The sequence below is a fragment of the Nocardioides sp. LHD-245 genome (assembly GCF_030929495.1).
GTDB lineage: Bacteria > Actinomycetota > Actinomycetes > Propionibacteriales > Nocardioidaceae > Nocardioides.
This window is the reverse complement of record NZ_JAVFWN010000009.1, coordinates 60312-74190: the sequence shown is the minus strand read 5'-3', so window position 1 is coordinate 74190 and position 13879 is coordinate 60312. Positions and strand designations below refer to the sequence as shown.

Annotated in this window: 16 protein-coding genes; 10 read left to right on the top strand and 6 right to left on the bottom strand. The window is 73.3% G+C overall.

The genetic code is table 11. The features are described 5' to 3' along the window. Nucleotides 1–11: 11 nt before the first annotated feature. On the bottom strand, nucleotides 12–884 hold the full coding sequence (locus RB608_RS13970) for an A/G-specific adenine glycosylase (RefSeq protein WP_308088574.1): 873 nt from the start codon (nucleotides 882–884) through the stop codon (nucleotides 12–14). A 168-nt stretch (nucleotides 885–1052) separates the two neighbouring features. Here RB608_RS13970 and RB608_RS13965 point away from each other — a divergent pair, with 168 nt between their 5' ends. From RB608_RS13965 to RB608_RS13955, 3 genes are read left to right on the top strand one after another with little or no spacing between them, the layout of a single operon-like run. Next, entirely contained in the window at nucleotides 1053–1781 is a 729-nt protein-coding gene (locus RB608_RS13965) for a hypothetical protein (protein ID WP_308088573.1), read from the top strand. Nucleotides 1782–1836: 55 nt separating this feature from the next. Next, nucleotides 1837–2229 carry a hypothetical protein gene (locus tag RB608_RS13960; protein WP_308088570.1) on the top strand — a complete coding sequence of 131 codons (393 nt, stop codon included), beginning with the start codon at nucleotides 1837–1839 and terminating at the stop codon, nucleotides 2227–2229. A gap of 10 nt (nucleotides 2230–2239) precedes the next feature. Beyond that, nucleotides 2240–2674 (top strand): hypothetical protein, encoded by a 435-nt coding sequence (locus tag RB608_RS13955; RefSeq protein WP_308088569.1) that lies wholly within the window; start codon nucleotides 2240–2242, stop codon nucleotides 2672–2674. 30 nt (nucleotides 2675–2704) lie between these two features. Here RB608_RS13955 and disA read toward each other — a convergent pair whose 3' ends face one another. After that, on the bottom strand, nucleotides 2705–3778 hold the full coding sequence (gene disA / locus RB608_RS13950) for a DNA integrity scanning diadenylate cyclase DisA (protein WP_257426213.1): 1074 nt from the start codon (nucleotides 3776–3778) through the stop codon (nucleotides 2705–2707). Between the two features lie 155 nt (nucleotides 3779–3933). After that, entirely contained in the window at nucleotides 3934–5364 is a 1431-nt protein-coding gene (gene radA / locus RB608_RS13945) for a DNA repair protein RadA (RefSeq protein WP_308088568.1), read from the bottom strand. 92 nt (nucleotides 5365–5456) lie between these two features. Here radA and RB608_RS13940 point away from each other — a divergent pair, with 92 nt between their 5' ends. Next, nucleotides 5457–6491, top strand: coding sequence for a LacI family DNA-binding transcriptional regulator (locus RB608_RS13940; RefSeq protein ID WP_308088567.1), 1035 nt, complete (start codon nucleotides 5457–5459; stop codon nucleotides 6489–6491). 110 nt (nucleotides 6492–6601) lie between these two features. On the opposite strand, the gene RB608_RS13935 is transcribed toward RB608_RS13940, so the two are convergent. From RB608_RS13935 to RB608_RS13925, 3 genes are all read right to left on the bottom strand, one after another. After that, nucleotides 6602–7303: a class I SAM-dependent methyltransferase gene (locus RB608_RS13935; RefSeq protein ID WP_308088566.1), complete on the bottom strand. Its 702-nt coding sequence runs from the start codon at nucleotides 7301–7303 to the stop codon at nucleotides 6602–6604. Between the two features lie 8 nt (nucleotides 7304–7311). Then, a complete protein-coding gene (locus tag RB608_RS13930; RefSeq protein WP_308088565.1) occupies nucleotides 7312–7950 on the bottom strand; it encodes a VOC family protein in 639 nt (212 codons plus the stop codon). Nucleotides 7951–8132: 182 nt separating this feature from the next. Next, nucleotides 8133–8894, bottom strand: a complete 762-nt coding sequence (locus RB608_RS13925) for a hypothetical protein (RefSeq protein ID WP_308088564.1) — start codon at nucleotides 8892–8894, stop codon at nucleotides 8133–8135. Between the two features lie 57 nt (nucleotides 8895–8951). Between RB608_RS13925 and RB608_RS13920 the strand changes: the two genes are divergently transcribed. From RB608_RS13920 to proC, 6 genes are all read left to right on the top strand, one after another. Continuing rightward, a complete protein-coding gene (locus RB608_RS13920) occupies nucleotides 8952–9890 on the top strand; it encodes a Ppx/GppA phosphatase family protein (protein ID WP_308088563.1) in 939 nt (312 codons plus the stop codon). Next, the gene (locus tag RB608_RS13915) at nucleotides 9887–10714 is read left to right on the top strand and encodes a sugar phosphate isomerase/epimerase family protein (protein WP_308088561.1); all 828 of its coding nucleotides are present in this window, start codon (nucleotides 9887–9889) and stop codon (nucleotides 10712–10714) included. The genes RB608_RS13920 and RB608_RS13915 overlap by 4 nt, the downstream gene beginning before the upstream one ends. Then, on the top strand, nucleotides 10711–11298 hold the full coding sequence (locus tag RB608_RS13910) for a TetR family transcriptional regulator (protein ID WP_308088560.1): 588 nt from the start codon (nucleotides 10711–10713) through the stop codon (nucleotides 11296–11298). Before RB608_RS13915 ends, RB608_RS13910 begins: the two co-directional genes overlap by 4 nt. Nucleotides 11299–11434: 136 nt before the next feature. Continuing rightward, entirely contained in the window at nucleotides 11435–12160 is a 726-nt protein-coding gene (locus tag RB608_RS13905) for an ABC transporter ATP-binding protein (protein WP_308088559.1), read from the top strand. Further along, nucleotides 12157–12891, top strand: a complete 735-nt coding sequence (locus RB608_RS13900) for an ABC transporter permease (RefSeq protein WP_308088558.1) — start codon at nucleotides 12157–12159, stop codon at nucleotides 12889–12891. The genes RB608_RS13905 and RB608_RS13900 overlap by 4 nt, the downstream gene beginning before the upstream one ends. 141 nt (nucleotides 12892–13032) lie before the next feature. Further along, nucleotides 13033–13851 (top strand): pyrroline-5-carboxylate reductase, encoded by an 819-nt coding sequence (gene proC / locus RB608_RS13895; RefSeq protein ID WP_308088557.1) that lies wholly within the window; start codon nucleotides 13033–13035, stop codon nucleotides 13849–13851. The last annotated feature ends 28 nt before the right edge of the window (nucleotides 13852–13879 follow it).

The window sequence follows — 13879 nt, the reverse complement described above, 5'->3', positions numbered from 1 at the left end:
TCGATGCGGATTCAGGGGAGCGCGTAGCGACCGTCGGGGTGCACCGCGACCAGCCCGTCGGTGACCAGGGAGGCCAGCGCCCGCTCACGCTGCTCCTCTTGGTCCCAGACGGCGTCGAGTCGGCGCTTCTCCACCGCGCCAGGGGCGTCGCGGAGCACCGCGAGGAGCCGGCCGCGGCACTGGCGGTCGGTGCCGGCGTAGGTCTGCACGGGACGTGGCGGACCGTCGTACGCCGGAGCGCCGGCCCGTTGCCAGGCGCACCGCTCCGCGACCGGGCAGCCGCCGCAGCGCGGCCGGTCCGCGGTGCAGACGAGGGCGCCGAGCTCCATCACCGCGACCGACCAGGTCGCGGCGGTCGCCGGGTCCGCCGGAAGCAGGCCGGCGCCGAGGTCGCGCTCGGCGCGGGTGACCGAGCGGGGCGGGAACTCGGTGCCGGACACGGTCCGGGCCAGCACCCGGCGCACGTTGGTGTCGAGGACGACCTGGCGCTGCCCGTACGCGAACGCCGCGACTGCGGCCGCCGTGTAGTCGCCGATGCCCGGTAGGGCCAGCAGATCGTCGTAGGCCGCCGGGACCTCGCCGCCGTACTGCTCGGTGATGGCGGTGGCCGCCGCGTGCAGCCGCAGCGCGCGGCGCGGGTATCCCAGCCGGCCCCAGGCCCGGACCGCTTCGCCGGACGCCTCCGCCGCCAGCGCCGCCGGCGTCGGCCAGCGGGTCAGCCAGGCCTCGTGGACCGGCAGCACCCGCGCCACGGGCGTCTGCTGCAGCATGAACTCGCTGACCAGCACCGACCACGGTGTCGCCTCGGGACGACGCCAGGGCAGGTCGCGGGCGTGCTCGTCGTACCAGCGCAGGATCGGCTCGACCAGGGTGCTCGTCGTCATAGTGGGTCTATGGTGACCTGTCGCTCACAGCGGCCGGCATGGGCCTCGGCGGGTCAGCGTGGATCGCGGGGCACGGCTGACTACGGTCGTGTCATGCCGTCCAGGTCTGGGCCCCGCCGCCCGAGTCCCACTCGCGGTGCGACGGCTCGCCAGTCACTCCCGTCCGGGGTGTACTGGCGGCGGCGGGTGTTCGTGCTCGGCATCGCGTTCGCCCTCGTCTTCGTGACCGCCCGGCTGCTCACCGCCGGCAGCGACGCCCGCTCCGGCGACCAGCCGGCCGCCGAGCAGGTCGGTGGGCGGGCCGATGGGCAGGTAGGTGTGGAGCCGACCGACTCGACCGACTCGACCGGTGAGCAGGGCGCCGGCGCCGACGGGTCAGGAGCGACCGCGCCCACGGAGCCGGTCACGCCGGCGCTCGCCGAGCCCCAGGGGGAGTGCGACCCGGCGGACGTCGTCGTCACGCCGTCCGTGGCCGAGGGTGCGGTGGCGGGCCGCGACGTCCCGGTCACCCTCACCCTGCAGACCCGCGAGTCTCCGGCCTGCACCTGGCAGGTTAACGCCAGCACGGTTGTGGTCAAGGTCGCCCGCGACAGTGGCGACGTGTGGACCACCCGGCAGTGCCCGCAGGCGCTCGCCGACCAGCCGGTGGTCGTCCGGCAGGCGGTGACCACGACGGTCCAGGTGATCTGGGCCGAGGCGCGGGAGTCCACGGACGGCTGCACCCGCCGCGCGGGCTGGGTGAAGCCGGGCACCTTCACGGTCGCCGCTGCGGCGCTCGGCGGCGAGCCGGCGCACGCCGACTTCGCGCTCGGCGCCCCCGCCCCGGAGACGATCCAGGTCACGCCGAAGGCCAAGCACACCAAGAAGGCCGAGAAGCCGAAGACGCCGACCAACTGACGCGCGCCGCTCTCCCTGCCTGTTTGGGGCCCGGGCGACCGGGGATGAGCGCCCCGTGACCTTTTCACGGATTCTCGGGACCGGAGCCGCGTCGCTGCTCGCCATCACGCTCACCGGATGCGGCGGCTCACCAGGTGACGCGAGCACGGAGGACTTCTGCGCGGTCTGGGCAGGAGACTCCGGGAACAGCGTCGACGCCGCGCGGGACCGTGCCGCGGCGCTCGACGAGGTCGGCACCCCCGACGACATCGGCGACGACGCGCGGTCCGGTTTCGAGGTGTTCGTCGAGCAGCTCGGCGACGTCGACGAGGACCAGCTGCGGGAGCTGGACCAGGTCGCGGCCGACGCGACCGGCCTTGCGGAGGTCTACGGGATCGACGAGGACGCCGCGGCCGACATCCTGGCCTTCTTCACCTTCGCGAACCAGGCCTGTGCCGATGTCGAGTGAGGCGCCAGCGGTGGCGCCCACGACGGGACGGGCACGACCGCGGGTGCGAGGACGGTTCCGGGTCCGCCTGGTCGGGACCGGACTGACGGCCGGGCTGGCGGCCGGGCTGCTCGTCGCGTGCGGGAGCTCGGCCGACGAGGCCGACCGACCGCCCGCCGAGACGGCCAGCGCCAGCCCCGACGCGGAGACGCTGACCACCTTCGCCGGGAGGTACCTCGTGGCCCTCGCGGAGCCGGACAGCGCCTCCGCGGACCAGCTCAGCTGCGACGGCGCCTCGACGCTGCACGGTGTCGTGTCCGCCGTCGAGGGCGGGAACTGGGAGCTCGGCCCGGTCAGCGTCGCCGGCGAGGGCCGGGGCTTCGCGGAGCTGCGCGAGACCGTGGGCGACACGGCGCTGGGAATGCAGGCGGAGTTCCACGACGGCGAGTGGTGCGCCGTGCAGTGACGGGCCGGAGCGACATCCGGGCCGCTGTGACTACACGTAGCGCTCGAGGATGGTCGACTCGGCCAGGCGGCTGAGCCCCTCGCGGACGCTCCGAGCCCGGAGCTCGCCGACGCCCTCGACCGCCTGAAGGTCGTCGATGCCGGCCGAGAGCAGCTTCTGCAGGGTGCCGAAGTGGTCGACCAGGCCTTCCACGACGGTGGCCGGCAGTCGGGGGACCTTGGTCAGCAGGCGGTAGCCGCGCGGCGCGACAGCGCCGTCGAGGTGCTCGCCGGTGCCGATGCCGAGCACCTTGGCCACCGCGGACGGGTCGACCAGGTCGGTGGAGGAGAGCTGCTCCAGCTTCGCCAGGAGGTCGCCGGGCTCGCGGCTGCGGCGCCGGGACGGTACGTAGTCGCGGATGACCAGCGCGCGCTCGGTGTCGACGCCGGTCACCAGCTCCTCGAGCTGAAGGGCGAGTAGCCGGCCGTCGGTGCCGAGCTCGAGGACGTAGTCCTCGATCTCGCGGGCGATCCGGCTCACCATCTCCAGGCGCTGGGCGACGACCGCGACGTCGCGGACGGTGACCAGGTCCTCGATCTCCAGCGCCGACAGCGTGCTGGACACCTCGTCGAGACGCAGCTTGTAGCGCTCCAGGGTCGCGAGCGCCTGGTTCGCGCGGGACAGGATCTGGCCGGAGTCCTCGAGGACATGGCGGGTCTCGCCGACGTACGCCGCGATGATCTGCATCGACTGGGACACCGAGATCACCGGATGGCCGGTCTGCTTTGCGACCCGGTCGGCGGTGCGGTGGCGGGTGCCGGTCTCCTCCGACGGGATCGACTGGTCGGGCATCAGGTGCACGGCGGCACGGACGATCCGGTTGACGGTGCCGTCGACGATGATCGCGCCGTCCATCTTGGCCAGCTCGCGCAGGCCCGTGGCGGTGAACGGGACGTCGAGCTCGAAGCCGCCGGTGCACAGGCTGTCGACCAGCCGGTCGCGGCCGAGCACGATGAGCGCACCGGTCCGTCCGCGCAGGATCCGTTCGAGACCGTCGCGCAGCGGCGTACCGGGGGCGATGGACGCGAGCGCCTCACGGAGTCGGAGATCGGCCGACGTGACCACTGGTGGTGCTCCCTGCTCGTGTGCTGTCCGGACGGGGTGAAGCCTATCCGCGTGGGACGTGCCTCATGCCTGGATATTCGCCGGCGGGCGATCCCGTCGAGATGTGACCTGTTGTGGAGGCTCCGTCAGCAGGCGCCGTCTACTGAAGGAGCGTCCTACTCGACCACCTCCAGCGCGTGCTTGGTCCGCTGGTCGAGGTGCAGCGCCCGCAGGGCGGTGCCGACGTCGGGCACCTCGATCACCCGCATCCCGTCGACGGTCCGCTCGCTCCCCGTGCGTCGCACGCCCTGCGCGGTGCCCGGGTCGGCGGGGACCACGGCCAACGCGAAGCCCAGCCGGGCCGCCTCGGCGAGTCGCTGAGGAAGGTCGCGGACCCGGCGCAGCTCGCCGGACAGCCCGATCTCGCCGAGAGCGACCACGCCGGCCGGTGGGGCGCTGACGAAGTGGGCCGAGGCGAGGGCGACGGCCAGCGCCAGATCGGCCCCGGGGTCGCTGAGCCGGGCGCCGCCGACGGTGGAGGCGAACACGTCGTGCTGGTGGAGCCGGATGCCGCAGTGCTGCTGGAGAACGGCGAGGACCATCGCGAGCCGGGAGCCGTCGATGCCCGACGTCGTGCGGCGCGGACGCTCGGCGGGGGAGAGGGTGACCAGTCCCTGCACCTCGGCCAGCAGCGGGCGCCGGCCCTCCATGGAGACCGCCACACAGGTGCCCGGGACCCGGCCGTGGTGACGCTCGACGAAGATCCCGGTCGGGTCCTCGACGGTGCGGATGCCGTCGGGACCGAGGTCGAAGCAGCCGACCTCGTCGACCGGGCCGAACCGGTTCTTGACCGCCCGCAGCATCCGGAACCGGGAGTTGCGCTCGCCCTCGAAGTGGAGCACGACGTCGACGAGGTGCTCCAGCACCCGGGGCCCGGCGATCGTGCCGTCCTTGGTGACGTGGCCGATCATCACCACGGTGATGTCGCGGCTCTTGGCCATCCGCACCAGCGCCTGCGCGACCTCCTTGACCTGGGTGACCCCGCCGGGCACGCCGTCGACGCCGGAGGCGCTGATGGTCTGCACGGAGTCGATGACGACGGTGGTCGGGCGGACCTGCTCGATGTGGGTGAGGACGGCGCCCAGGTCGGTCTCGGCGGCGAGGTAGAGCTGGTCGTGGATGCCACCGGTGCGGTCGGCGCGCAGCCGGACCTGGGCGGCCGACTCCTCGCCGGTGACGTAGAGCGTGCGCTGGTGGGCGGCGGCGGTGCGGGCGGCCACCTCGAGCAGCAGGGTCGACTTGCCGACACCGGGCTCGCCGGCGAGCAGCACGGCGGCGCCGGGCACCAGGCCGCCGCCGAGGACCCGGTCGAGCTCGGGCACGCCCGAGCGGTGATGGACGGCGCGCTCGGCCGACACCTGCCCGATGGGCACCGCGGCCTGGGTCACCGGCGCGGCGCTGGTGCGCCGCGACGGCCCGGCGCTTGTGACCGCCACCTCGGACACCGAGCCCCAGGCCTGACACTCGCCGCAGCGGCCGACCCAGCGCGCGGTCGACCAGCCGCACTCGCCGCACCGATAGGTCGAACGTGTTTTCGAACCAGCCATGGCACGACAGTAGGCCAGCGGGCCGACACAAGGCTCCCGGCGCGCGGCGACCGTGGAAATGACGGTGGAGCCCGACATGGGAGAATCGGGCGATGGACGTCCCCCGGCCGCCGGCCACCCTCGCCGACGTCGCCGAACGGGCGGGTGTCTCCCGGCAGACGGTGTCCAACGCGGTCAACAACCCGGACCTGCTGCGGCCCGACACCCTGGCCCGGGTCCAGGAGGCCATCGAGCATCTCGACTACACGCCCAACCAGGCGGCCCGGCACCTGCGGACCCGCTCCTCGCACCTGGTCGGCCTGCGCCTGGGCCCGCCCCAGGAATTCACCGCGAACATGGCGATGGACCGGTTCGTGCATGCGCTCGTCGAGGCGTCGCGCGAGGCCGGCTACCACGTGCTGCTGTTCTCGGGCGGCCGTGTGGCGGAGGGGGAGCGGCCCGACCCGCTCGGCGGCTACGACGACCTGCTCCGCTCGACGGCCGTCGACGCGTTCGTCGTGACCGACACCTATCTCGGCAACCCGCAGACGATCGGGCTGGCCCGGCGGCGGGCGCCGTTCGTGGCGTTCGGGCGGCCGTGGGACGACCCGGCGGCGAGCCACCCGTGGGTGGACGTCGACGGCGCCGCCGGCGTCGCGGCGGCCACCGAGCATCTGCGCGGCCAGGGCCACGAGCGGATCGCGTGGCTGGGCTGGCAGCCGGGCTCGCGGATCGGCGAGGACCGGCGGGCGGGCTGGCACCGCGCCATGGCCGCCCTGGAACTGCCGACGGCGGGCCTCGAGGCCGCCGTCGAGGACAGCGTGCTCGCCGGCGGTCGCGCCGCGGCGTCGCTGCTCGAGTCGAGCTCGCCGACGGCCTTCGTCTGCGCGTCCGACACGCTCGCGGTCGGAGTGCTCGGGGCCCTGTCCGATCGCGGCCTGGAGCCGGGACGCGATGTCGCGGTCGTGGGCTTCGACGACTCACAGGTCGCGCAGGTGATGGGCCTGTCGTCGGTGCGGCAGCCGCTGGAGGAGGTCGCGGTCCATCTCGTCGCGGCGCTGCGGACCCTGCTGGCCCCCGGCCATGCGGCCGTCAACGGCGTGCTGCTCCAGCCCAGCCTCGAGGTCAGGTCGTCGAGCACGCGTTGACGGCCGGCAGTGTGGCGTCCCGCGCGTAGCGCATCGAGGGCGCCCGCGGGTCGAGCGCAGCGAGGTCCGTGCGGTGTCCTCGATCGGGCGACACGCTCGGCCAGAACGACTCAGAAGGTCTTCGACCAGAGATTGACCGCATAGTCGACCTCGAGCCCGTGGTGCCCGCGGAGGAGCTCGTCGGCGACCTCGCGGGCGAACTCGATGCGTACGACGGCCTCCAGGTCCGCGCGGGACGTGAACCGCCAGCCCATGTCCACCCGGTCCAGCGTCCAGCCGCGCATGCTCCAGAACCGCTCGGTCTCCTCGGGCGGATCGAGGTGGGGGTAGCCGCGGCGGAACCAGCCGCCGAAGGTGGACCGTGAGCCGTCGTTGTCGATGACCAACGCGACGCCGCCCCGGCGTACGACGCGGTCCAGCTCCGCCAGGCCGGGCTCGCTGCCGCGGCCGAAGAAGTAGGCCCATCGGGCATGTACGACGTCGACGGACGCGTCCGGCAGCGGGATCTCCTGGGCCGTGCCGCGCAGCACCTCGGCGTGGGTGACCTCGCGGACACGCAGCCGTCGCGCCGCGAGCTTGGCGAGGCCGGCGTGGGGCTCGACGCCGATGACGCGCGCCGCCGTCTCGGCGAACCGCGGGAGGTGGAAGCCGGTGCCGCAGCCCAGGTCGAGCACGACCCGGTCGTCCCAGTCCGCGCGCCCCGCCATCGCGGCCCAGAGCCGGCCGTCGGGGTCGGCGGCGCGGTTCTCGAGCTCGTAGGTCGTCGTGTGGTTCCAGATGTTGGGGCTCGGGATCGTGCCCCGGGGCTGCATCGGCAGGGTCAGATGCGGACGACGCCGCCGGGCGTGAGGACCTGCGCGGCGAGGATGCCGGGCGTGCCGTGCGGGGCGACCCACTCGACCTTGACGTCCTCCAGCGGCGCCTCGACGGTCTCGCCGAGCCACTCGCTGACCCGCTGCGGGTCACCCGCGATCTCGATGCCCGCCAGCGACACGGTGCCGTCGGCACCCGTCGAGGGGTGCAGGTCGGACGGGATGTCCCACTGCAGGAAGAACGGCAGCTGCGGGTCGGCGATGAGGCCGTTGATGCCGATCTGCTTCCAGCGCAGCTCGGTGCCGTCGGGGCGGTGCCGCGACCCGGGAACGGCCGAGCGGCCCAGGCGCTCCTCGACGACCGCGATGTCCGGGACGGCCACGGCCCAGCCGAGCCAGCCACCGCCCAGGGCCGAGCGCGCCTTGACGGCCTGGCCGAAGGGCGCCTTGTCGGACGCCGGGTGGTCGAGCGCCTCGACGACCTCGAGGTAGGTGCCGTCGGTGAGCGGCAGGATCATGTTGCGGGTGCCGAAGCGGGGGTGGACTCCGCCGTCGACGAACTCCCTCCCGATCGCCGCACCCAGGCGAGCTGCCGTGCTCGCGAGTCCGTCGGGGCCGGCGGCATAGGAGAGATGATCCAGGTGCATGCCAGACATTCTGAGCATGCCCCGACGGGTCCGACGAATCGGGGTCGCTGTCTCTTGACGTCGAGACGTGGGTGGTGGGGTGCCGGGGGCGCGGTTTCATCACGTGAGGTAGGCGAATTCGCGCTTCTGTGGCCGAGCTCCACTGCAGAAGCTCCGCTTGGCCTACCTCACGTGATGAAACGTCAGCGAGGATCGGCGGGGTGCAGAGCCAGGGCCGACCGGGAGCGCAGATGGGCCTCGCAGTGGCGCACCAGCTCGTCGTACGCCTCCTGGCCCATGAGGGCCACCAACTCGGCCTCGTTGGTGACGTAGACCGGCTCGACGCCCACGTGGGCCTCGGTGTTGCCGGAGCAGTACCAGTCGAGGTCGTGGCCGCCCGGGCCCCAGCCACGGCGGTCGTACTCGGTGATGGTCACCTCGACGTACGACGTCCCGTCCATCCGCTCGACCTCGCGGAAGGTACGCCGGATGGGGAGCTGCCAGCACACGTCCGGCTTGGTCTCCAGCGGGTTGCGCCCGAGCTGGAGCGCCAGGCCGTGCAGGGCGCAGCCGGCGCCGCCGGCGAAGCCGGGGCGGTTGGAGAACACGCACGATCGCTGGCCGTCGACCTCGTGCATCCGGGTCTTCCGCTCGCCGTCCTCGTCCTTCTCGACCCAGTCCTTGCGCTTGACCGGGCGGCCGGGATGGGCCTGCCAGTGCTCGGGTGTCAGCTGCTCGACGAAGGCCTTGACCCGCTTCTCGTCGTCCTTGTCGGCGAAGTGGGCGCCGAGCGTGCAGCAGCCCACGTCGGGCGAGTCGGCGTAGATCCCGGCGCAGCCGCTGCCGAAGATGCAGGTGAAGGACGACGTGAGCCAGGTGAGGTCGCACTTGAGGACCTCGGACTCGTCGGCCGGATTGGTGAACTCCACCCACGCACGGGGGAAGTCGAGCGAGACCTCGGGCACTGCTCAAATCTAGTTCAGGCCGTCGGGTGGGCGGGCGGCGGCTAGTACCGTGGACGTATGCGTCTGGGTGTGCTCGACATCGGCTCGAACACCGGCCACCTCCTGGTGGTCGACGCCCACGGTGGTGCGGCGCCGCTGCCGGCGTACTCCTACAAGGAGCCGCTCCGTCTCGCCGAGCACCTCGACGCGAACGGCGACGTGTCGCCCACCGGCATCGCGGCCCTGACGGCGTTCACGGCCCAGGCGCTCGTCGTGGCCGAGGAGAAGGGCTGCGAAGAGATGCTCCCGTTCGCCACCTCCGCGGTCCGCGACGCGGGCAACTCCGAGGCGGTGCTGGCCCACGTGGAGGCCCAGACCGGCGTCCGGATCGCGGTGCTGCCGGGCGAGGACGAGGCGCGGCTGACCTTCCTCGCCGTACGACGGTGGTTCGGCTGGTCCGCCGGCCGGCTGGCGGTCTTCGACATCGGCGGCGGCTCGCTGGAGATCGCCGCGGGATCCGACGAGCGGCCCGATGTTGCGTGGTCGCTGCCGCTGGGCGCGGCCCGGCTGGCCCGGGCGGAGTTCGCGGCGCAGCCCGACGAGGACCAGCTGCGCCAGATCCGGCGCCGGATCCGGGCCGACATCGCCCGCGACGCGGGCCACCTGCTGCGCGCCGGCACGACCCACCGCGCGTCTGCCACCTCGAAGACCTTCCGCTCCCTGGCCCGGATCTGCGGCGCGGCGCCGTCCGGCGACGGGCCGCTGGTGGCGCGGACGCTGCCGTTGGCCGAGCTGCGCCAGTGGATCCCCAAGCTCGTCGCGATGACGCCCGAGGAGATGGCCGCGCTGCCGGGCGTCTCCTCGGACCGCGCGCACCAGATCGTGCCGGGCGCGCTGGTGGCCGAGGCGTGCATGGACATCTTCGACCTCTCCGAGCTGGAGATCTGCCCGTGGGCCCTGCGTGAGGGCGTGATCCTCGAGCGGATCGACAAGCTCAGCGTCAACGACCCGTCATGACCACCGGGGCTCCGGGCCGTCCCCGGATCGGGCTCTCCACGAGCTCGGTCTACCCGGAGTCGACGGCCCACGCGTTCGCGTACGCCGCCGCGGTGGGCTACGAGGCGGTCGAGGTGATGGTCGGCATCGACGCCCTCTCCCAGCAGGTGGATGCCGTCCGGCAACTGTCGGAGCACCACGAGCTCCCGATCAGCGCCATCCACGCGCCCTGCCTGCTGTTCACCCAGCGGGTCTGGGGTGTCGAGCCGTGGGGCAAGCTCGAGCGCTCCGCCGCGATGGCGCGGGCCGTCGGTGCGGAGGTCGTCGTGGTGCACCCGCCGTTCCGGTGGCAGAAGGAGTACGCCCGCGACTTCGTCAACGGGATCGCCGCGTTGGAGGAGTCCTCGGGGATCGCGTTCGCCGTCGAGAACATGTACCCGTGGCGGGCCTCGCGGCGCCGGATGGAGATGTACCTGCCCGGTTGGGATCCCTCCGAGGAGCCCTACGCGAACACCACGATCGACCTGTCCCACGCGGCGATCGCCCAGTCCGACCCGGTCGCGATGGCCGAGCGGCTCGGCCCGCGGCTGCGCCATGTCCACCTGACCGACGGCACCGACTCCGCCAAGGACGAGCACCTCGTCCCGGGCCGTGGCACGATCGGCGCCGACGCGTTCTTGCATCACCTCGCCGCCGGCGGCTTCGCCGGCGAGGTCGTGCTGGAGATCAACACCCGGCGCTGCACGACGCGTGAGGAGCGGGAGGCCGACCTGCGCGCGTCGCTGGAGTTCGCGGTCGAGCACCTCGCCGTCGTACCGGTGGTGCCGGCCGGGGACGGCGGATGACCGCCCCGGTCCGGGGCCGGCGCCGCGGCAGGCCCGACACGCGCGCCGCGATCCTGGAGGCGGCCCGGGCGCGGTTCGCGGAGGCGGGCTTCACGGGTACGACGATCCGCGCGGTCGCCGGCGACGCAGGGGTGGACCCGGCGCTGGTGCACCACTACTTCGGCGCGAAGGACGACCTGTTCGTCGCCGCCCTGGAGCTCCCCGTCGACCCGCGCGCCGTGCTGGCCGAGCAGGTGGTCGGCCCGGTGGAGGGTGCCGGCGAGCGGTTGCTGCGCGCGCTGATCGGCGTCTGGGACGACCCGGCGGTGCGGCCCGCGTTGCTGGCGATGGTGCGCCGGCTGATGGAGCCCGGCGGCGACGCGCTGTTCCGCGGGGGCTTCCTGCCGGTCGTCCTGGTGCCGCTGGGCGAGGCGCTGGGGGTCGACGCGCCGGAGCGGCGGATGCAGCTGGTCGCGAGTCAGGTGATCGGCGTCATCGTGCTGCGCTATGTCGTCCGGGCCGACGCGATCGTCGCGATGGACGCCGACGCGCTGGTGGCGGCGTACGCGCCGGTGCTCGACGGCTTCCTCGCCGGCCCGCTGTAACACGCCGTCCACCCGACTGCCCGGCGGTCATCAGCAGGATCGCGGCGATCTGAGCGTTCCAATGACGCGTGGACGGCGTGTTGCTTGCCCGGTCGGGGGGTTGCGCACCCGCCGGCCCAGGCGCATTATTCAACACATGATGAATTCGGTCGTGGTGATCGAAGGGCTCCGGGTCGTCCGGGGCGGCCGGCCGGTGCTCGACGGCCTCGACGTCGTGGTCGGCGCCGGCGTGACCGGACTGCTCGGCCCGTCCGGGTGCGGCAAGTCCACGCTGCTGCGCAGCATCGTCGGTGTGCAGCGGGTGGCCGCAGGCACGGTCAGCGTGCTCGGGAAGCCGGCGGGCAGCGCGCCGCTGCGCGACCGGGTCGGCTACCAGACCCAGTCCGCCAGCACGTACGACGACCTGACGGTCCTCGAGAACCTGCGCTTCTTCGCGCGGGTGCTGGGCCTGCCGCCCGCCGCGGCCGAGGAGAGTCTGGCGGCGGTGGACCTGACCGGTCACCGCGACGCGGTGGCCGGACGACTCAGCGGCGGCCAGCGCTCGCGCGTGGGGCTGGCCGTAGCGCTGCTGGGCACGCCCGCGCTGCTGGTGCTCGACGAGCCGACGGTCGGCCTCGACCCGGTGCTGCGGCGCGACCTGTGGGCGCTCTTCCACCGGATCGCCGATGCCGGCACCGCCGTCCTGGTGTCGAGTCACGTGATGGACGAGGCGGAGCGCTGCGATGCGCTGCTGCTGATGCGGGAGGGCCGGATCATCGCTCACGGCACGCCCGCCGAGATCAAGGGGTCGCAGGGCGCGGACGACATCGAGTCCGCCTTCCTCGCGATCGTGGAGGGTGTCGCCGGAGGGGACGCGGTATGACGCCCCGGGTGACGCTGGCCGTGGCGGTCCGGGTGCTGACCCAGCTGCGCCGCGACCACCGCACCCTCGCGATGCTGCTGGTGCTGCCGTGCCTGCTGCAGGCGCTGCTGTGGTGGATCTTCCAGGACACGCCGCTGGTCTTCGACCGGATCGGCCCGGCGCTGCTGGCGATCTTCCCGTTCTTCGTGATGTTCCTCGTCACCAGCATCACGACGCTCCGGGAGCGCTCCGGAGGCACTCTGGAGCGGCTGTTCACGATGCCGATGGGCCGGCTGGACTTCCTGTGCGGGTACGCGCTCGCGTTCGGGGCGGTGGCGGCGGTCCAGGCAGCGCTGGCGGCGGGTGTCGCGATCGGGCTGCTCGACCTCGACCTGCGCGGCCCGGACGTGCTGTTGGTGGTGGTGGGCGTCGCCGACGCGGTGCTCGGCACGGCGCTCGGGCTGTTCGTGTCGGCGTTCGCCCGCACCGAGTTCCAGGCGGTGCAGTTCCTGCCCGCCGTGGTGGTGCCGCAGATCCTGCTCTGCGGGCTGATCGTCCCGCGGGACCGGCTGCCGGAGGTGCTCGAGACGGTGGCGAACGTGCTGCCGCTGACCTGGGCGGTCGACGCGATGGAGCACCTCGCCACGAGCACCCGGACCGGCGAGGTCTGGCGCGACGTGGGCATCGTGGTGGCCTTCGCCCTCGCGGCGCTCGCGCTCGGCGCCGCGACCCTGCGACGTCGTACCGATTGAGAAGGCGCCGTCGCCGGGGCTCCGGCGACGGACGGGCCGCAGCTGCCCGACGGCACCGAGGGGTGTGGCCCACCTGACGCGGCGACTGGCGGAGCGCCCGGCCGACCTGAGACTCTTCCTCACGTCGTTGGTCTCCAGAAGGTGAGTGAGCAGGACGTGGGCGAGAAGCGGACAGCTGTCATCGGTGCGGGTGTGATGGGGGAGACCCTGCTGTCCGGTCTGATCCGGGCCGGCCGGAGCGCCGAGGCGCTGGTGGTGGTCGAGAAGCGGGCGGAGCGCGCGGTGGAGCTCGCGGAGCGGTACGCCGTCCGCGTGGTCGACGACATCGCCGCCGCCGCCGCGGCCGACACCGTGCTGCTCGTGGTCAAGCCGCAGGACATGGCCGACGTCCTCGCCGAGCTGGCCCCGGCCCTGCGCCCCGGCCAGCTGCTCGTGTCCCTCGCCGCCGGCATCACCACCGGCTTCGTCGAGTCCCGCGTACCCGACGGCGTCGCCGTCGTCCGGGTCATGCCCAACACGCCCGCGCTCGTCGACCAGGGCATGGCGGCGATCTCGCCGGGGACCCACTGCGACGAGAGCCACCTCGCCGAGGCCGAGGAGCTGATGGCGTCGGTCGGGCGGGTCGTGCGGGTGCCCGAGGGTCAGCAGGACGCCGTCACGGCGATCAGCGGCTCCGGCCCGGCGTACGTCTTCTTCGTGGTCGAGTCGATGATCGAGGCGGGCGTCCACCTCGGCCTGCCGCGCACCATCGCGCAGGAGCTCGTCATCCAGACCCTGGTCGGCTCCGCGACCATGCTCCGAGAGACCGGCGAGCACCCCGCGGTGCTGCGCGAGCAGGTCACCTCGCCCGGCGGGACGACGGCCGCGGCCCTGCGCGAGCTCGAGGTGCACCGGGTGCGTGCCGCGTTCCTCGCCGCGCTCGAGGCCGCCCGGGACCGCTCCCGCGAGCTGGGGAGCTGACCGAGGAGTTGAGTCGTCACTTCTGACC